Source organism: Amycolatopsis sp. A133 (assembly GCF_031082405.1).
GTDB lineage: Bacteria > Actinomycetota > Actinomycetes > Mycobacteriales > Pseudonocardiaceae > Amycolatopsis.
Map to the genome: position 1 here is coordinate 105,169 of NZ_JAVHJU010000051.1, position 17,534 is coordinate 122,702.

A 17,534-nucleotide genomic window follows, 5' to 3' on the forward strand; every position below is an offset into this window, starting at 1 on the left:
CGGCGTCCGCTAGGCGCAGCCGCACTTGCGGAGGCTCGTCGCGAGCACGTCGAGGGCGTCGCGGCCGGAGTCGGTGTCGGAGCCGTTGGACATGAACGCGAACACCAGCACCCGGCCGTCCTGGTCGAGCACCAGCCCGGCGAGGGTGTTCACCCCGGTGAGCGTGCCCGTCTTGGCCCGCACCCAGCCGCGGCCCGCCTGCGACGCGGCCGTGTCGAACCGCTTGTCGGCGAGCGTGCCCGAGCCGCCGGCCACCGGGAGGCCCGCCAGCACCGGACGCAGTTTCGCGGTGTTCGGGTCCTTGCCATCCGGGGCCGCCGCGGCCGCCAGGAGCTGGGTCAGCAGCCGCGCCGGGATACGGTTGAGCGACGAGATGCCGCTGCCGTCGGACAGCGCGACACCCGAGACGTCGAAGCCGTGGTCCTTCAGGACCTTGATGGTCGCCTTGGCGCCGCCGGCGTAGCTCGCTTCCTCACCGTTCGCCAGCGCGACCTGCCGGGCGACCGCCTCGGCGAGGACGTCGTCGGACAGCTCCATCAGGTCCGACACCAGCTCGGTCAGCGGGGCCGACTTGACCTCGGCGACCATCTTCGCGTCCTTGGGCGCGGTCGCCTGGCCGCCCGCCGAAGCACCCAGCTTCGAAGCGATCGACGAGGCGAGCGCGCTGCCCGCGTTCGCCGTGCGCTGCGAGTTGTTGTCCTTGGCGTTGATGCGGCCGCCGTCGGCCATCACGGGCGCCATCTGCGTCGCGTACGTCGACGGCGCGTCACCGGCCTCCCAGCCCGGCGCGGTCGTCGCCCCCTTGAACAGCGTCAGGTCGACCTGAACCTTCTTGACGCCCGGCACCGCCTTCTTGACCTGCGCGACCAGGTCGTCGACGTGCGCGGCCCCCGGGTACAGCGGGGAGTCGGTGCCCAGCGGCAGGTTGGTGATCGTCGTGTCGCCCCCGCCGACCAGGATCACCGTGCCCGGGTCCGCGCCCTGCACGATCTTGGTCGGCAGGCGCAGGTTGTGGTCCAGCGAAAGCAGCGCGGCCGCGGACGTCAGCACCTTCGTCGTCGACGCGGGCGTCACCGGCGTCGACGAGCTGCGGTCCCACAGCACGGTGCCGGTCACCGGGTCGATCACGCTGCCGGTGAGCTGCCCGAGCGCACCGTTGCCGGCCGCCGGGGCCAGCGCGGACTTGACGCCGTTCGCCGTCGGCGCCGTCCCGGACGTGGCCGGTCCCTGCAGCTGCCGCGTGGCCGCGGACGGCGACGGCGGGTCGCCCTTGGGCGCGTTCGGCGCCCACGGCAGGCCCAGCCGGTTCGCCACCTTCGGCGTCGCCGCGGCGACCCCGCCGCCGGCCAGCACCAGGAGGACGACCACGACCAGCGCGATCAGCTTGCCCTTGCGCCGCTTCTTCGGCGGCTCGCCGCCGGACGGCGCCTCGGCCGCGGACGGGGCCGGCGGTTCGGCGGGCGGCTGATCGTTGCGGGGCGGTTCGGTGCGGAGCTGGGGCTGCTGCTGGAAGACGCCGGGGAACTGGGTGGGGCGTTCGATCCCAACGGTCGCTTCGGCGTCGAACCGCTGCCCGTCCGGCTCGATCCGCTGGGGCCGGGCCAGCGACCCGGCGGACGCCGACGGCACCACCCCGCGCGGCGGCTCCGGCGGCAGCGCGGGACGGCGGTCGCCCGGTTCGGCCGGACGGTCGCCGGCGCGGTCCTCCCGCAGCTCGATGCGCTGGCTCCAGGGTGCGTCGGGACGCTGCTGGGTCTCCGGCTCTTCGCTGCGCTGCGGTCCCCCGCGGTTCAGCTGCTCTTCGCGGCGCTGCTGTTCCTGACGCCAGTGCTGCAGCTCTTCGCGCCACTGCTGCTGCGGCTCGTCCGGTTTCTGCTCCTCCCGGGGCGGAACGTGCCGCTCGATCGGCACCACCGGCACCTTCGCGGGCTTCTCCACCTCGATGAACTGGGTGCTCTCCGCGGCCGCCGCGGGCTTCGGCTGCTCGACCTGGATGTACTGGGTGCTCTCTTCAGCAGGCTTCGGCGGCTGCAACGGCGCGCGGCTGCCGAGCCGGTCGGCCAGGTCCTGCTTGGCCGGGCTCGGCGGGGGCGGCGGCTCTTCCGCGGGCGCGTTGAGGCCCGGGACCGGCTCGGGCGGGACGTTCGGCGCGAACCACGAGCCCTTCGGAGCCTCGCTGCTTGTGACCTTGGGCACGCCCGCGCGTTCCCCGCCGCTCTCCGGCGGGTCGGGCAGGGACATCGGAGTGGTCTCCCGCGCGCCGGACGACGAGCGGTCTTCGTCCGACGAAGGCCACATCGGCTGGTCGTTTTCCGGCACCCACCACTCCTTCTCACCTGCCCCGGGAGGGGCCAAGCTCACATGCCGCGTGGCCGACATCGATGCGGTCCACCGGCAGGGCGTAGTCCACACTAGGAGACGTCAAGACAGTCATGAAGGTTGCCGCCCGCGACGCGGGGCGTGCCATGGATCCGACAGAAGCAGCGAGGACGGCGTGGAGTTCGACGTCACGATCGAAATCCCCAAAGGGGAGCGCAACAAGTACGAGGTCGACCACAAGACCGGCCGCATCAAGCTGGACCGGACCCTGTTCACGGCCACGCAGTACCCGGCCGACTACGGGTTCATCGACGACACGCTCGGTCAGGACGGCGACCCGCTCGACGTGCTGGTCCTGGTGCAGGAGCCGACGTTCCCGGGTTGCCTGATCCGCTGCCGCGCGATCGGCATGTTCCGGATGACCGACGAGAAGGGCCCGGACGACAAGGTCCTCGCGGTCCCGAGCGCCGACCCGCGCCTGGAGCACCTGCGCGACATCCACCACCTGAACGAGTTCCACAAGCTGGAGATCCAGCACTTCTTCGAGGTCTACAAGGACCTCGAGCCCGGCAAGAGCGTCGAAGGCTCGTCCTGGGTCGGCCGCGCCGAGGCCGAGAACGAGATCGCCCGCTCGTACGAGCGCGAGACCGACCGGCTGGCGAAGGAAAACGCCAACGGCGGCCACTGACCATGCGAAAAGGCCCCCTCGGGAATTTCCCGAGGGGGCCTTTTCACGCCGTCAGTGCGCGAGGGCGAGCGCCGGGGCGTCCTCGGCCTCCGCGCGCTGCTCCATCGCCGACTTGTCCGACAGCGGCTTCTCCTTGAGGAACCAGACCAGCGCGAAGCCCACGGTCAGCACGACCCCGCCGACCAGGAACACCGTGCTCATCGACTCGGCGAAGCCCTGCAGGATCGGCCGGGCCAGCGTCGGGTCGAGCGTCGACAGGAACGACGTGTCGTTGACGTCGAGGCCGCTCTGCAGCTGCTTCGCGAACTCCGGGTGCTGCGCCAGCTCCGCCGTGTAGGCCGGTGTGGTCATCGCCGAGCGGAGTGCGTTCGCGATCCGGTCGCCGACCGTGCCGAACAGGATCGACAGGAACACCGCGGTGCCCGCCGTGCCGCCGATCTGCCGGAAGAACGTCGCCGCCGAGGTGGCGACGCCGATGTCCTGCGGGCGGACGTCGTTGGTCGCGGCCAGCACCAGCGTCTGCATCGAGGAGCCGAGGCCGAGGCCGATCACGAAGGCGATCACCATGACGAAGGACAGCGAAGTGTCGACGCTGATCGTCGACAGCGCGAACAGCGCCGCTGCCATCAGGCCGACTCCGGCCACCGCGAACATCTTGTACCGGCCGGTCCGGGAGATCACCACGCCGCTGCCCAAGCTGGCGATCATGATGCCGAGCGTCAGCGGGAGCATCTGCAGGCCGGCCTGGGTCGGCGTCGCGCCCTTGACGATCTGCAGGTACAGCGGCAGCGACATCATCGCGCCGAACATCCCGGCGCCCTGCACGACCGTGACGATCGTCGACATCCGGAACACGGACCGCCGGAACAGGCGCAGCGGCAGCAGGGCGGCGTCGCCCATCCGGCGTTCGATCCGGACGAAGGCGGCCACCCCCAGCCCGCCGACGACGTACATGGCGACCGAAGCGGCGGAGCCCCAGCCCCATTCCCGGCCCTGCTCGGCGACGATCAGCAGCGGCACCAGGCCGGTGGCCAGCGCCACGGCACCCCAGTAGTCGACCTTCTGGTCCACGCGGGTGTGCGGCAGGTTCAGCACCTTGGTGACGACGACCAGCGCGGCGAGCGCGATCGGGACGTTGACCAGGAAGACCCAGCGCCAGCCGGTGATGCCCGCGAAGGTGTCGATGCCGGCGAAGAAGCCGCCGACGACCGGGCCGGCGACGCTCGAGATGCCGAACACGGCCATGAAGTAGCCCTGGTACTTGCTGCGCTCACGCGGGGCGGTGATGTCGGTGATGATCGCCAGCGCCAGCGACATCAGGCCACCGGCGCCGAGGCCCTGGAAGGCGCGGAACGCGGCGAGCTCGTACATCGACGTCGCCATGCCGCTGGCCAGCGAGCCGACCAGGAACAGCGAGATCGCCGTCAGGTACATGGGCTTGCGGCCGTAGAGGTCGGACAGCTTGCCGTACAGCGGCGTCGAGAGCGTGGCGGTGATGAGGTAGGCGGTGGTGGCCCAGGCCTGCAGGGACAGGCCGTGGAGCTCATCGGCGATGGTGCGCATCGACGACGACACGATGGTCTGGTCGAGCGCGGCGAGGAACATGCCGAGCATCAGCCCGGACAGCACGGTCAGGATCTGGCGGTGGGTCAGCTTGCCTTTCGTAGCGGCTGCTCCTTCCGCCGTGGTGGGGTCGCTCATGGTGGTCTCCCTCGAAAGCCTGCGGCGTAGTTGCTTGTACCTCTCAACTACTTGCTCGACCCAAGTATTCCCCCAGAAGCTTGTACCGTGCAATCAAATATTGTGTGACGCCCGTCTCGGACACGCCGAAGGCGGCACTTTCACGTGAAAGTGCCGCCTCCGGGAGGGGTCAGGCGGAGTAGCCCGGGATCGGGAACGGCGCCAGGAACTCGCGGATCTCCGCGGCGATGGTGTCCAGCGAAGACTCGTCGTCGGCGGCGGCCGCGGTGATCGTGCGGTCGATCCACTCCGCCACCTGCACCTGGTGCTGCGGGCGCAGACCGCGTGTCGTGATCGCGGACGTGCCGAGCCGGATGCCGGACGGGTCGAACGGCTTGCGCGGGTCGAACGGCACCGTGTTGTAGTTCAGTTCGATGCCCGCGCGATCGAGGGCCTGCGCGGCCGGCTTGCCCGCGACGCCCTTGTTGGTCAGGTCGATCAGCAGCAGGTGGTTGTCCGTACCCCCGGACACGAGGTCGTAGCCGCAGGCGAGCAGCGCGTCGGCCAGCGCACGGGCGTTCGCGACGATCGTGTGCGCGTAGTCGCTGAACGACGGCTGCTGCGCCTCCCCGAGCGCGACGGCGATCGCCGCGGTGGTGTGGTTGTGCGGGCCGCCCTGGAGGCCGGGGAACACCGCCTTGTCGACGGCCTTCGCGTGGTCGGCGTCGGAAAGGATCATCGCGCCGCGCGGGCCGCGCAGGGTCTTGTGCGTCGTCGTCGTGATCACCTGCGCGTGCCCGACCGGTGACGGGTGCGCGCCGCCGGCGACCAGGCCGGCGATGTGCGCGATGTCGGCGACGAGCACGGCGTCCACCTCGGCGGCGATCTCGGCGAACGCCGGGAAGTCGATCGTGCGCGGGATCGCCGTGCCGCCGGCGAAGATCAGCTTCGGCCGGTGCTGCCGGGCCAGGTCGCGCACCTGGTCGAGGTCGACGCGGCCGGTCTCCTTGGCGACGCCGTAGCGCACCGGCGTGAACCACTTGCCGGTGGCGGACACGCTCCAGCCGTGCGTGAGGTGGCCACCGTCGGGCAGCGCCATGCCGAGCACGGTGTCGCCCGGCTGCGCGAAGGCGAGGTACACGGCCAGGTTCGCCGGCGAACCGGAGTACGGCTGGACGTTCGCGTGCTCGGCACCGAACACGGCCTTCGCCCGCTCGATGGCGAGCCGCTCGACCTGGTCGATGAACTGCTGACCCTCGTAGTACCGCTTGCCCGCGTAGCCCTCGGAGTACTTGTTGGTGAGCACGGTGCCGGTCGCTTCGAGCACGGCCTGCGAGACGTAGTTCTCCGACGCGATCAGGCGGATCTTGTCGTGCTGGCGCTTGGCTTCGTCCTCGACGAGCCCGGCGATGGCGGGGTCGGCGGCGGCGAGTGCGGTCAGTTTCGGCTGGTGTGTCATGGCGTACTCCGGCTCTGGAGTGGCCTTCACCCAGGCGCGCGGTGCCGGCCTCGTCGTCGCTTCCCGGTGGTGCTCCACCTCGATGGCGCCAGTCGCTGCTGCGGGGAAGAGCCTAGTCCACGACACTCGAACCCCGGTGCGCTCAACCCACGACCACCACCCCCATCGACCGGGCCGTGCCCGCGATCGTGCGCATCGCCGCCTCGACGTCGGAGGTGTTGAGGTCCGGCAGCTTGCGCTCGGCGATGTCCCGCAGCTGCTGTGTGGTCAGCTTCCCCGCGACCTCGTGCCCGGGCCGCGCGGAACCCTTGTCCCCCAACGCCTTCTTGATGAGGAACGACGTCGGCGGCGTCTTGAGGCGGAGCGCGAACGAACGGTCCTCGAACACCGAAACGACCACCGGCACGATGTCGCCGCGCTGTGCCGCCGTGGCCGCGTCGTAGGCCTTCTTGACCTCGACGAGGTTGATCCCGGTCTGCCCCAGCATCTTGCCGAGGTCGACGACCGGGGCGTTGCCCGCGGTGAGCTCGAGGGTGACCTGGTGGGTGAGTTTCTTCGGAGCCATGGCCCGAAGCTAGAGTCTCCAGTTACTGGAGGGTCAAACCGGTTTTGTTCCCGCGCGGTGCCGGCGCGCCAGCTCCTGGTAGATCGCCGCGTTGTGCTCGACCCACATCCGCGCCGAGTCGGTCAGCGGGACGAACTTCTTCGCCGGGCTGCCCATCGCGATCACCTCCGGCGGCACCTCCGTCGACGGCGTGACGGTCGCCCCGGCCGCGACCAGCGCCCGCGCGCCGATCTTCGCCTTGTCGAGCACCGTCGAGCCGTTGCCGATCAGCGCCTGTTCCCCGATCGTGCAGTCGTGCACCAGGCACTGGTGGCCCACGGTGACGTTCTTGCCGACCTCACAGACGCCGTCGTTGACGTGGATCACCGAGTTGTCCTGGATGTTGGCGCCCTCGCGGATGACGATCCGGCCGAAGTCGGCCCGGATCACCGCACCGAACCAGATCGAGGCGTCCTTCTCGACGACGACGTCGCCGATGAGGGTGGCGGTGGGGGCGATCCAGGCGTCCGGGTGGACCTGCGGGCTGAGCCCTTCGAACGAGAACAGAGGCATGCCCGGACTTTAGACCGCGAGGGCCTCCTTCCCCGGTCCAGCGGGGAAGGAGGCCGTTCGCGAGCCGCGCGGGCTGTGACATCCGAGGCTTCGCCTCGGGCCGGGGGCTCCGCCACCCGGAACCCCCGGAAAGCACCGTGGGGGGTCAGCCGGTGATCGCGGCGTTGATCAGGATGTCGACGGCCTGGTCGTTGCGCGTGGTCTGCGGCCCGATCTGGGTGTCGCGCGGGTAGAAGCCCGGGCTGCTGCCCTTCGGGTACATCTCGAAGGTGAAGCTCCAGATCTTGTGCTGCGCCCACATCCAGTCGTTGACGCTGCCGTCGGTGATGTAGAGGTCGCTGGACTGCTGCGGCGTGTAGCCGTTGGTCGCGGCCATCTGCTTGCCGAGCGTCTCGAACTTCGTCGCGTCGGCGGCGGTGAGCCCGGGCGCGGTCCGGTCGTAGGTGTAGCCGAACGGCCAGAGCACCAGCTCGGAGTAGGTGTGGAAGTCGATGTGCGTCTTGATCTGCTGGACGCCGCCGACCGCCCGCGAGTTCACCCAGTTCGAGAGGGAGCGGGTCTCGGGTGCGGAGAACGCCGCCGTGCCGCGGTAGGTCTCACTCGACGTCGAGCCCGAGGAGCCGCCGCAGCAGCCCCACTTGTAACCCCAGTTGCGGTTGGTGTCGGTGCCGGGGCCCTGGCGGTTCTTGCGCCAGCTGTGGAAGGTGCCGCCGGAGATGTCGTACTCGGAGCCGTCCGGGTTGACGCTGGGGATCACCCAGATCTCGGTGCTGTCGACCAGCCGCTTGATCGCGCTGTTCGTCGCGTACCCGCTGGTCAGCCGCTGCACGATGTGCAGGCACATCTCGGTGGTGAGGTGCTCGCGCGCGTGCTGGTTGCAGGTGAAGAGGACCTCGGGCTCGTTCTCGTCCGTCGCGGCGTTGTCGGAGATCTTGAGCAGCGACAGGGCCCGGCCCTCGTACGACGTGCCGGCACTGCCCAGTTTCGTCAGCGACGGGTAGTTCGCAACGGCCTTCTGCAGCTCGGTCTGCGTCTCCGCGTAGGTGTGGTAGCCGGTGTAGCCGGCCGGGAAGTCCTCGACGGTCGCGGTGCCCTGCGGCCGGTTCACCTTGCCGAGCGCCTTGACGCCGAAGCCCTTCGCGCGCAGCTGGGCCGCTTCGCCGGGGTTGGCGATGACCGTGGTCGTCGCGCCTTCGCTGTCGAGGATGTCCGCGCCGGTCCGCGCGACCTCGGTGCGCTCCTGGGCGGTAGCGGCCCCGGTCACCTCGTACACCTGCGGTCCGTCGGGCTGGGCGGCACCGGCCTGGCCGCCGGCGGTGAGCACCAAGAGGGCGGCGGCCGCCGCGGCCATGCACGTTCGTGTGCGCATCACGTCTCCTGCTCTCGGGGGTTCCTCGACCTTGGCCGGAGCCGGACGTAGTGCGCAATCCGGGAGGGTACGGATCTAATGGCGGTTTCTAGCCGTAGTTCGCAAAACAGAGAGCCTCGATGTCGGCACGCAGCGTGGCGAACGGCCGAGGGCGCACCCGCTGCTGGACGACCGTGCCCAGCAGGTACGACAGGAGCGCCCGGGCCCTGGCCCGCGGGTCGTCGACGTCGAGCGGGGCGAGGAGCTCGGCGAGCAGCTCCGTGAGCGACGTGAGCATGACGTCGATGGCCTGCGGGTGCTGCGCCCGTCCGGCGGCGATCCAGTACTCGAACCAGAGGAGCGCGGCGTTCGGGTTCGCGGCGAAGACGCTCAGGTACTCCTCGAGGACGGCGAAGAGCCGCTCACGGGGTTCGTCGTGCTTCGCGGCGACCTCGCGCAGGCCCGCGGCGAACGCGGTGATGTGCGCGGCCATGGCCCGGTCGATGAGGACGTCGATGTCGGCGAAGTAGTAGTGGATCGCGCTCTTGGTGAGCGGCCCGGCCTCGGCGATGGCCCGGACGGTGCACCCCGCCAGCCCGTCGCGGGCGAGCACGACCCGGGCGGCTTCGACGATCTGTTCCTGCTTGGCCAGCTGGTTCGGCGAGAGCCGCTCGCTGCGGCCGGGGACTGCGCTCACGGTGATTCTCGTTACCCTCTTCCTGGACGCCCGACCCGAAATCCTATGGGCAGACGTCCTGTCGGCGGCTTTCGGGTGAAAAACCGGATTGGCCACCCCGCTCCGCGCAGCGGACAATGCCCGGCATGGTGATCTCAGGGGACAAGGGGCTCAGCCCGGCTGCGCGCAGCCAGCTGGAGAAGGAAATCGCGAACCTGCGCACGCAGCGGGAAGCCCTCGCGCCGCAACCCGGCGAGCAGGAACGCACCGGCGACGCGGCGGACCAGGCGGACGTGATCGACCGAGCGGAGTCCGCCGCCCGCCTCGACCGCCAGATCGCCGAACTGGCGGCCAAGATGGAACACGGCGGCTACGGCAACAGCCAGCTCCCGGACGGCACGGTGGTCTCCCTCCGCTTCCCCGACGGAGACGAAGAGACGTTCCAGGTGGTAACGGTCCCGGGCGAAGACGCGGACGCGATCACCTCGGACAGCCCCTTGGGCTTGGCCCTGGTCGGAGCCAAGGCCGGCGACGAGATCACCTACCGAACCCCCCGAGGCGACGCCAAGGCCACCGTGGTGAAGGTGACCCCGCCAAAGTAACCCCTTGCCCACCCGAAGGGCCTCCGGCTTGCGGCCGGAGGCCCTTTGCTGTGTCGACTTTGCCCCGGACGGGTGGACCTCGAGGGTGAGTTCGAGGCCCAACCCAGCGACGACGGCGACCGTGGTGAACCGGATCTTCCCCGCGAAGGGTGAACCTCCGGAAGTTTCTTCTCCCACCGACTAGGCGTCTTGGACCTGGTCTCAAAACTCGGCGTGTCGCTAGGTGAACCCACGGCCCGCCCGTGGCTCCGCACCGCCCGCCTGTGGACCCGGCCCGACGGACCGGAGGTCTGTCAGAGAGACTGGGGGCCATTGCCCGCCCTCTCGACCTGGAGCCTTTGATGCCGCAAGGGACCGTCCGTTGGTTCGACGCCGAACGGGGTTTCGGCTTCCTCGCGCCCGAGGACGGCTCGCCGGACGTGTTTGTGCACGCCTCCGAGATCGTCGGGGACGGCGGCGCCAAAGTGCTCCGCGAGGGTCAGGCCGTCGTGTTCGAGGTCGGCGAGAACGACCGCGGGCCCGAGGCGCTGCGCGTTCGCGTCACCGCCGATGCGGCCACCGGCAGCGCCGTGGGCCTGCTCGGCACCATCAACTGGTACGAGCCGGGCAAGGGGTACGGCTTCGCGTCGCCGGACGGCGGCGGCGCCGACATCTTCGTGCACAGCTCCGCCATCGTGACCGGCGGCGTGGTCACCGAGGGGCAGCGGGTGGCCTTCCTGATCGTCGAAGGCGAGCGCGGCCCGCAGGCCGGGCACGTGATCCCGCTGGGAGCAGGGGCCGGCTCACCCGCTGCGGCTGGTATCGCGGACGGTGCCGACGGCACGGTGGCCTGGTACGACGAGGACAAGGGCTTCGGCTTCATCAACCCCGACTCCGGCGCCGGGGACGTCTTCGTTCACGCCCGGGCCCTGGCCGAGGGGCTGACGTGGCTCGCGGAGGGCGACCGCGTCGCCTACGAGGTGGCTAGTGGAGACAAGGGCCCGCAGGCCCGCGACGTGCACCTGGTCCGGGGCGCCGAGCCCCAGACGGCGCCGCAGCGGTCGGCACCTGCCGCGGCCGCAGGGCCGGCGGCGCGGGACGTGCCCGTACGAGGCGGCGAGGGCGTCGTCGCGCGCTACGACGGCGACCGCGGCTTCGGCTTCATCACCCCGGACGCAGGCGGCGACGATCTCTTCGCCCACGCGTCCGTGATCATGGGGTCGGAGCCGCTGCAGAAGGGTGACCGGGTCCGGTACGCGGTGCGTCAGAGCGACCGGGGCCCGCAGGCCGACCGCGTCGAACGCCTCTGAAGAGGCGGCCCCACCGATGGCTGATCACTTCCCGACGAGAGTGCTCGTTCATCCCCGTCGATGGGTGCCGTCAGCAACGCGGCTGCAGCCTCCTCCAGGAGATCGATCTCCCTCGTGGTGACGGGGGCCCCGTGCCGACCCGAGGACCTGCTCCGCGCTCAGAAGCTCACCAGTCACCCCCACCCGACGACACAGAGCTACCGATGTATCCCAAACGAGTGAATGGATGCGTTGGACCTGGTCGCAGAGCTCGATCTTGATGAGCCGGCGGACGTTGATCACGGTGCAGGCCAGCGTGAGTAGCGCCAGCGTGGTGCGTTCGGTCCGGTCGTAGCGCAGCCCGAGGCGGTTGAACCGCAGCAGCCAGGAGATGGTGCGTTCGACGACCCAGCGGAACCGGCCGAGGCGGGACTTGCTCTCAATCCCGCGCCGGGCGATACGGACCTTGATACCGCGGCGGGTCAGGTAGCGTCAGTGGGGCTGCGGCCGGGTCAGCTCGCCCCCCTTTTCGACCGCACCGACACCGCGTCGATGCAGCCTCTGGTCCAGTCGAGCTCGTCGATGTTGGACAGCTCGTCGAGCACGAGCTGGTGCAGCCGGGCCCACACGCCGGCGTCCTGCCACTCACGTAACCGCCGCCACGCGGTGTGCCCGGAACCGCATCCGAGCTGCTCGGGCAGGTCTCGCCAGCGGCAGCCGGTGTCGAGCACGAACAAGATCCCCTCTAGCGCGACACGGTCATCGATCCGGGGCCGCCCACCCGGACCGCGCGGCGCTGGCCGGGACGGGATCAGGGGTTCGATCAGCTCCCAGAGCCGGTCTTCGACCCGCCGCTGCTGCGTCGTCTTCGCCACGACTGCCCACGATCGACGACCAGGACCGGCCGGTTACGCAGTGACACACCCTTAAGTTTTGAGACCAGGTGTTAGTCACCCACCAAACGAGTCAGGCCCCACCCGAAGACTCTCGGATGGGGCCTGACCTGCGGAGCCGCCTAGGGGAATCGAACCCCTGACCTATTCATTACGAGTGAATCGCTCTGGCCGACTGAGCTAAGGCGGCGTGTCTTCGGCTTGCGCCGGCGACGTCGTCAAGTGTAGCGGAGGCTGTCGACGTCACTTTTCGGGGGGACCGTCGTTAGGGCCCTATGACGTCGGTCTCCCACCACCGTCGACCTATCTGGAGGCTCTGGCACATGCGGCGAAGACTGCCCCGTTCGGTGGCCCTGCCGGCGGCCGCGGCGTTGGTCCTGTTCAGCGCGGCTCCGGCGTACGCCGATACGACCTATCCGACTACGCCGATCCCGCAGCCGGCGAATCCGGGGCAGGCGCCGATCTCGGCGCCGATCGGGCCGCAGCCGCTGGGGCACGCCGTTGGGGATGCCGGGACTGCGCTCGGGATCATCCGGCTGCTGCCCAATGCCGTGCCGACCAGCACGATCCTGCCGGGGTTCGGGCAGACGCTGCCGAAGCAGTCCGCGCTCGAGGCCGGGATGGGGCTGTCGAGCGCGTCGGCGAACTCGGATGCCTACCTCAGCTATGAGAAGGCAGTTGCGCAGGCGTCGCCGTTCGGGGTGTCCGTGGGCGGGAACGCGCCGCAGACTCCGGGGAGCGTCGTGCAGACCGCGCTGCCGGACAACCCGCAGCCGATCAGCGGCGGGCTCAACGCACCGTCGAACCCGCTGCTCAACGTGGGTCTGCTCAACGGGAGCGCGCACGCGAGGTGGAGCCAGACGCTCGGCCCGTGCGTCGACACCATCGCCGATGCCAGCACCTCCGTGGCCAGCCTGTCGCTGCTGAACGTCGTGCCGTCGATGCCGAACCTCGGCCTGGACGCGCTGAAGCCGAAGCTCGACCCGGGCTCGCTGGCGAGCGGGTTCGACCTCACCAAGGGCCTGCAGAGCCTCGGTGGCCTGCTGCAGGGCGGCGGGCAGACCGCCGCGGACGGCAACGGATCGCTGCTGAGCCTGCCGAACACGCTGTCGTCGCGGTCGCAGGTGAAGCTGGTCGACATCCCCGGTTCGAAGAACAAGGCCGTGCAGTCGACGTCGACGCTGCAGGCCGCGGACATCGAGATCCTCAAGGGCACGCCGCTCGCGTTGAGCGTCAAGGTGGCCAGCCAGCCGACGCTCAAGGTGACCTCCACCGGCGACGCGAAGACGTCCAAGGTCGAGTACACCGCGCCCGTGCTGACCATCGCGGCGGGCGGCAAGACGCTGTACACGCTCGACGCCGCGCACCCGACCAAGGACATCCCGATCGGGCTGCCCCTGAAGGGGCTGAGCGACCAGTTCGGGCAGCTCAATGACATCCCGGTGGTCGGCGGGCTCGTCTCGACGCTCACCAAGGGCGTCCAGCAGGTCGGGACCACCGCGGGCACCGTGCTCGACCTCGGGGTGCTGCGGCTGAGCATCGCCGGGCTCGACCAGAAGTCGGCGAACATGACCACGCCGTTCAAGGGCTACCAGCTGGGCGCGTCGGCGCGGATGTTCGACCTGCAGCTGCTGCCGACGACGAAGCTCAAGAGCCTGCTGCCGGACGACCAGGCGAAGAACCTGCCGTCGTCGCTGGCCCAGCTGTCCCTCGGCGAGCAGATCGCCCGGGCGTACGCGCCGACCGGCGGCGTGGTCTGCGGGACCGCGGCGACGCCGCCGCCCGCGGGTGGCGAGGCGCCGAAGGGACCGGTGAAGAACCTCGCCTACACCGGTGGCGCCTACGACACGGTGCCGCTGTTCTGGACGGGCACCGCGATGCTGCTGCTCGGTGTGGTCATGGTGGCCGCGATGCCGGGCGGAAGGCGGCGTCCGCTGGCCGTGGCCGTCGAGGAGAAGCCGTTCAAGCCGTCACCCCGGCCGCGCGAGTGACCCGAGGGGTGTGAAGGACCCCGCCGGGAGCTTCTCGGCGGGGTCCTTCGCGTTCAGCCCTGGCGAAGCGTCGTGACCATCGCCTCGACGGCGATGCGCGGCTTCACGTTCAGATCGATCGCCTCACGGCACTCCAGCACCGCTTCGAGGCGGCGCAGCGTCGACTCCGGCGTCCAGGACGACGCCGCTTCGCGGATCTGGTCGGCGTGGTCCGGGTGGTTGAGCGTCGCGCCGGAGCGGGTCGCCGTCACCAGGACGTCGCGGTAGAAGCCCATGAGGTCGACCAGCGCCAGGTCGAGCGTGTCGCGCTGGGTGCGGGTCGCGCGGGACTTCTGCTTCTTCTCGAGCTGCTTGACCGCGGCTTCGGCGGCTCGTTTGGCCCCGGCGACGCCCTTGCCGATGCCGTCGCCGCCCATCGCGGTCCGCAGCTCGTTGCGCTCGTCTTCGTCGCGGCCTTTGCTGGCTTCGCCCGCGTCCGCCTCGGCCGCGCTGATCAGCTGGTCGGCGCAGGTGAAGATGTCGCTCATCCGGCGCAGGCCGAGCGGGATCCGCAGCACGGTGGCCCGGCGCTGCCGGGCGGCCTCGTCGGTGGCGAGCCGGCGCGCGCGGCCGACGTGGCCACCGCAAACCGAAGCGGCCCACTGCGCGCGTTCGGCGTCGACGCCGTCGCGGCGCATCAGCACGTCGGCGATCGCCTCCGGCGGCGGCGTCCGGAGCGTCACCAGCCGGCAGCGCGAACGGATCGTCACCGAGACGTCTTCGGGGTGGTCCGAGGGCGCGCAGAGCAGGAACACCGTGCGGTCCGGCGGTTCTTCCACGGCCTTCAGCAGGGCGTTCGACGCGCCTTCGGTGAGCCTGTCCGCGTCCTCGATGATCACGACCTGCCAGTTGCCGGTCGTCGGGCGGCGCGCGGCGGCCTGCACCAGCGCCCGCATCTCGGCGACCGAGATCGACAGGCCTTCGGGCACCACGAGGCGGACGTCGGCGTGGGTGCCCGCCATCGTCGTGTGGCAGCCAGGACAGGCGTCGCAGCCGGTGCCGGTGCTGCACTGCAGGGCCGCGGCGAAGGTCCGGGCGGCCACCGAACGGCCGGAGCCGGGTGGGCCGGTCAGCAGCCAGGCGTGCGTCATCGCGCCGGGCGGCGCGGGTTCGCCGGCGACGATCTTGGCGGCGGCCGCAGCGGCCGAGCTCAGCGTCTCGACCGCGGGCTCCTGGCCGACCAGCTGGTTCCAGACGCCGATGCGTTCGGTCGTCGTCACTTCGCCTCCACGCGAGGCTCTTCCGGGGTCTCGAGGGTCAGGGTTTCCAGCGGGAGCGTCACCGGCTTCTCCGACGTCGGCGCCAGCGCGGCCAGCCGTCCGACGAACACGGCGCGCAGCGCGGTGCGGATGCGCTCGGCGACCTCGGTGTCCGTGCCGTCGGCGTCGATCACGACGTACCGGTCCGGGTCGGCCGCGGCCATCTCGGTGAGCAGGTGCTGGACGCGCCACTGGTCGTTCATCGAGGCCGTCTTGTCGCGCGGTGCCCCGTTCGGCGCGGCGTCCAGCAGGATCGTCAGGTCGGGACGCAGGCGGCCGGTCGCCCAGTCGGCGAGGCCTTCGAGCTCGTCACTGTCGAGCCCGGCGACGGCGGACAGGTGCGCCAGCGGCGAGTCGACGAACCGCTCCATCACGACCACCGAACCGGCGTCCAGCGCCGGCTGGACGTGCCGCTCCACGATGTCGGCCCGCACCGCGGCGGCGGCCAGGGCCTGGGCCCGCGCCCCGGTGAGCGAGGCGCCGGAGACCAGCGCGGCGAGCCGCTGGTCGTCGAGCGCCGGATCGGCCGCGACGACCACCGGCCGGGTGCCGCCGCGCATCCAGTCGGCGAGGTTGACGGCCTGGATCGCGGTGTTGATCGCGGTGGTGCCCTCGACGGCGACGAGGAAGCCGTTGACGCGCCGCGGCGTGCGGCGCAGCGCGTTGCGCAGGTCGGCGAGGATCGGCTCGGTGCGCTTGTCGTCCATCTGCCGGTAGGCGAAGAGCCCGGCGACCAGTGCGATCACGGCACCGGCGAACATGATCGGCCGGGTGCCGTCGACCGAGACCTTGCCACCCCAGACGTTGAAGGTGCGCGTCCCCAGGACACCGACCAGCACCGGGACGGTGACCGTGGTGCCGAACAGCACGAGCTTCATCATCAGCTGGTAGATCGCGTTGATCCGGCCGCGGATGGCGTCCTCGACCCGCGAGCCGATGATCGTGACACCGGTGAGGAACGCTGTCCCCGCCCAGAAGCCGACCAGGACGACGGTGATGAGCGAAACCGACAGGTGGGGCGACAGCGCCACCAACGCGAGCGAGAGCCCGGCCGCGATGATGGAGACGCCGAACAGCCGGTCGTGCGGGAGCCGCCGGGAGAGCTTGGGCGCGAACGCCATCCCGGCGGCGAGGCCGACGAAGACGGCCAGCACGAGGAGGCTGAACGCCGAGTCACCGGCCCCGAGGCTGGAGGAGTACGGCTTGGCCGAGCCGATCACGGCGCCGCCGGCGGCGAACGCGCCGAACGCCCCGACCAGCAGCCCGCGCACGAGCGGCGTGGTGCGGATGAACCGGAAGCCGTCGGCGATCATCGTGCCGATGCCGAGCTTTTCCTCGTCGGCCTGCTTGACCTTCTGCTCCGGCAGCGCGTGGACGTTGCGCAGCGAAAGCTCGGGAATCCGGGTGGCGATGAGGATCGCGCTGGCCAGGTAGAGCAAGGCGGTGATGACGACGACCAGCTTCGCGATGCGGAGGCTGGTGTCTTCGCCGGGGACGTGGAGGAAGTTCGTGTTGATGCCGGTGAGGATCGCGTTCGCGCCGGCCGCGGTGACGACGGCGAGGCCGTAGGTCATCACCATGCCGAGCTGGTTGGCCGTCTCGACCTGGTCGGGCCGGCGGAGCAGGTTCGGGACCGCCGCCTCTTTCGAGGGGATCCACATGCTCGCCGCGCTGCCGACGAGGAAGTTGCCGGCGAGCAGCCACCACGGCGCGCTGACGAAGGCGATGGACAGCAGGAAACCGCAGCGCAGCAGGTCGGAGACGACCATGACCTTGCGGCGGTCGAACCGGTCCGCGAGCAGCCCGCCCACGGGCGCGAACAACAGTCCCGGCGCCAGGCCGGTGAGCACCACGCCGACGAACGCGAAGTTCTGCGCGAAGTAGTTGTCCGTCAGCTTCGTGGCCAGGCCGGTGAGGGCGAGGATGTTCAGCCAGTCGGCCACGCTGCACAGGTACGTGACGCCCCAGAGCCGCCGGAAAGGTTTGATCGCCAGTACCCGCCGGACCCGGTTGATCGTGGACGCCTCGGCGCCCGACGACGCACCCGGACCGGCCCCGGGTACCGATCGCACGCCCTCGCTGATACGCCCACCCCACTAGTCACCGCGGTGCCGGACGCCCTCGGGAGGGACCCGACCGTGCAGCCAGGGTAGCCCGATCGGAGCCTGGCGCGCGGCACGCCCCCGTGGTGCGAG

At 70.6% G+C, this 17,534-nt stretch carries 13 protein-coding genes, 1 tRNA gene and 2 pseudogenes; 5 read left to right on the forward strand and 11 right to left on the reverse strand.

Annotated elements, in window-relative coordinates:
- Positions 1-9 precede the first annotated feature (9 nt).
- Positions 10-2,319, reverse strand: coding sequence for a D-alanyl-D-alanine carboxypeptidase/D-alanyl-D-alanine-endopeptidase (gene dacB, locus Q5425_RS30615; protein ID WP_308675812.1), 2,310 nt, complete (start codon positions 2,317-2,319; stop codon positions 10-12).
- 175 nt (positions 2,320-2,494) lie between these two features.
- Between dacB and Q5425_RS30620 the strand changes: the two genes are divergently transcribed.
- Positions 2,495-3,007, forward strand: a complete 513-nt coding sequence (locus tag Q5425_RS30620; RefSeq protein ID WP_308675813.1) for an inorganic diphosphatase — start codon at positions 2,495-2,497, stop codon at positions 3,005-3,007.
- Positions 3,008-3,058: 51 nt separating this feature from the next.
- Here the strand turns inward: Q5425_RS30620 and Q5425_RS30625 are convergent, their stop codons facing one another.
- From Q5425_RS30625 to Q5425_RS30650, 6 genes are all read right to left on the reverse strand, one after another.
- Positions 3,059-4,708: an MDR family MFS transporter gene (locus tag Q5425_RS30625; protein WP_308675814.1), complete on the reverse strand. Its 1,650-nt coding sequence runs from the start codon at positions 4,706-4,708 to the stop codon at positions 3,059-3,061.
- A 169-nt stretch (positions 4,709-4,877) separates the two neighbouring features.
- Positions 4,878-6,146: a serine hydroxymethyltransferase gene (gene glyA / locus Q5425_RS30630; protein WP_308675815.1), complete on the reverse strand. Its 1,269-nt coding sequence runs from the start codon at positions 6,144-6,146 to the stop codon at positions 4,878-4,880.
- A gap of 142 nt (positions 6,147-6,288) precedes the next feature.
- The gene (gene rplK, locus Q5425_RS30635) at positions 6,289-6,711 is read right to left on the reverse strand and encodes a 50S ribosomal protein L11 (RefSeq protein WP_308675816.1); all 423 of its coding nucleotides are present in this window, start codon (positions 6,709-6,711) and stop codon (positions 6,289-6,291) included.
- A gap of 33 nt (positions 6,712-6,744) precedes the next feature.
- Complete coding sequence (locus Q5425_RS30640) at positions 6,745-7,263, reverse strand: gamma carbonic anhydrase family protein (RefSeq protein WP_308675817.1); 519 nt, start codon at positions 7,261-7,263, stop codon at positions 6,745-6,747.
- Between the two features lie 145 nt (positions 7,264-7,408).
- Entirely contained in the window at positions 7,409-8,614 is a 1,206-nt protein-coding gene (locus Q5425_RS30645) for a M14 family metallopeptidase (protein WP_308675953.1), read from the reverse strand.
- Positions 8,615-8,720: 106 nt separating this feature from the next.
- Positions 8,721-9,308, reverse strand: a complete 588-nt coding sequence (locus Q5425_RS30650) for a TetR family transcriptional regulator (protein WP_308675818.1) — start codon at positions 9,306-9,308, stop codon at positions 8,721-8,723.
- 125 nt (positions 9,309-9,433) lie between these two features.
- On the opposite strand from Q5425_RS30650, the gene Q5425_RS30655 reads away from it, so the two are divergent.
- The 3 genes and pseudogenes from Q5425_RS30655 (at position 9,434) to Q5425_RS30665 (ending at position 11,178) form a co-directional block, all read left to right on the forward strand.
- Positions 9,434-9,889 (forward strand): GreA/GreB family elongation factor, encoded by a 456-nt coding sequence (locus tag Q5425_RS30655; protein WP_308675819.1) that lies wholly within the window; start codon positions 9,434-9,436, stop codon positions 9,887-9,889.
- Between the two features lie 341 nt (positions 9,890-10,230).
- Positions 10,231-10,428, forward strand: a pseudogene (locus tag Q5425_RS30660) (cold-shock protein); the annotation flags it as partial.
- 30 nt (positions 10,429-10,458) lie between these two features.
- On the forward strand, positions 10,459-11,178 hold the full coding sequence (locus Q5425_RS30665) for a cold shock domain-containing protein (RefSeq protein WP_308675954.1): 720 nt from the start codon (positions 10,459-10,461) through the stop codon (positions 11,176-11,178).
- A gap of 276 nt (positions 11,179-11,454) precedes the next feature.
- On the opposite strand, the pseudogene Q5425_RS30670 reads toward Q5425_RS30665, so the two are convergent.
- Positions 11,455-12,032: pseudogene (locus tag Q5425_RS30670) on the reverse strand (transposase); the annotation flags it as partial.
- A gap of 134 nt (positions 12,033-12,166) precedes the next feature.
- A tRNA-Thr gene (locus Q5425_RS30675) sits at positions 12,167-12,240 on the reverse strand.
- A gap of 133 nt (positions 12,241-12,373) precedes the next feature.
- On the opposite strand from Q5425_RS30675, the gene Q5425_RS30680 reads away from it, so the two are divergent.
- The gene (locus Q5425_RS30680; protein ID WP_308675820.1) at positions 12,374-14,041 is read left to right on the forward strand and encodes a hypothetical protein; all 1,668 of its coding nucleotides are present in this window, start codon (positions 12,374-12,376) and stop codon (positions 14,039-14,041) included.
- A 53-nt stretch (positions 14,042-14,094) separates the two neighbouring features.
- Here Q5425_RS30680 and Q5425_RS30685 read toward each other — a convergent pair whose 3' ends face one another.
- Positions 14,095-15,300 carry a DNA polymerase III subunit delta' gene (locus Q5425_RS30685; RefSeq protein WP_308675821.1) on the reverse strand — a complete coding sequence of 402 codons (1,206 nt, stop codon included), beginning with the start codon at positions 15,298-15,300 and terminating at the stop codon, positions 14,095-14,097.
- Positions 15,297-17,411, reverse strand: coding sequence for a dTMP kinase (locus Q5425_RS30690; protein WP_308675822.1), 2,115 nt, complete (start codon positions 17,409-17,411; stop codon positions 15,297-15,299). The genes Q5425_RS30685 and Q5425_RS30690 overlap by 4 nt, the downstream gene beginning before the upstream one ends.
- Between the last annotated feature and the right edge of the window lie 123 nt (positions 17,412-17,534).

Bases quoted from the DNA above. Each gene is read 5' to 3' on its own strand.
- Q5425_RS30625 (WP_308675814.1), bottom strand. From the start codon at position 4,708: ATGAGCGACCCCACCACGGCGGAAGGAGCAGCCGCTACGAAAGGCAAG.
- Q5425_RS30645 (WP_308675953.1), bottom strand. From the start codon at position 8,614: ATGGCCGCGGCGGCCGCCGCCCTCTTGGTGCTCACCGCCGGCGGCCAG.
- glyA (WP_308675815.1), bottom strand. From the start codon at position 6,146: ATGACACACCAGCCGAAACTGACCGCACTCGCCGCCGCCGACCCCGCC.
- Q5425_RS30640 (WP_308675817.1), bottom strand. From the start codon at position 7,263: ATGCCTCTGTTCTCGTTCGAAGGGCTCAGCCCGCAGGTCCACCCGGAC.
- rplK (WP_308675816.1), bottom strand. From the start codon at position 6,711: ATGGCTCCGAAGAAACTCACCCACCAGGTCACCCTCGAGCTCACCGCG.
- Q5425_RS30655 (WP_308675819.1), top strand. From the start codon at position 9,434: ATGGTGATCTCAGGGGACAAGGGGCTCAGCCCGGCTGCGCGCAGCCAG.
- Q5425_RS30680 (WP_308675820.1), top strand. From the start codon at position 12,374: ATGCGGCGAAGACTGCCCCGTTCGGTGGCCCTGCCGGCGGCCGCGGCG.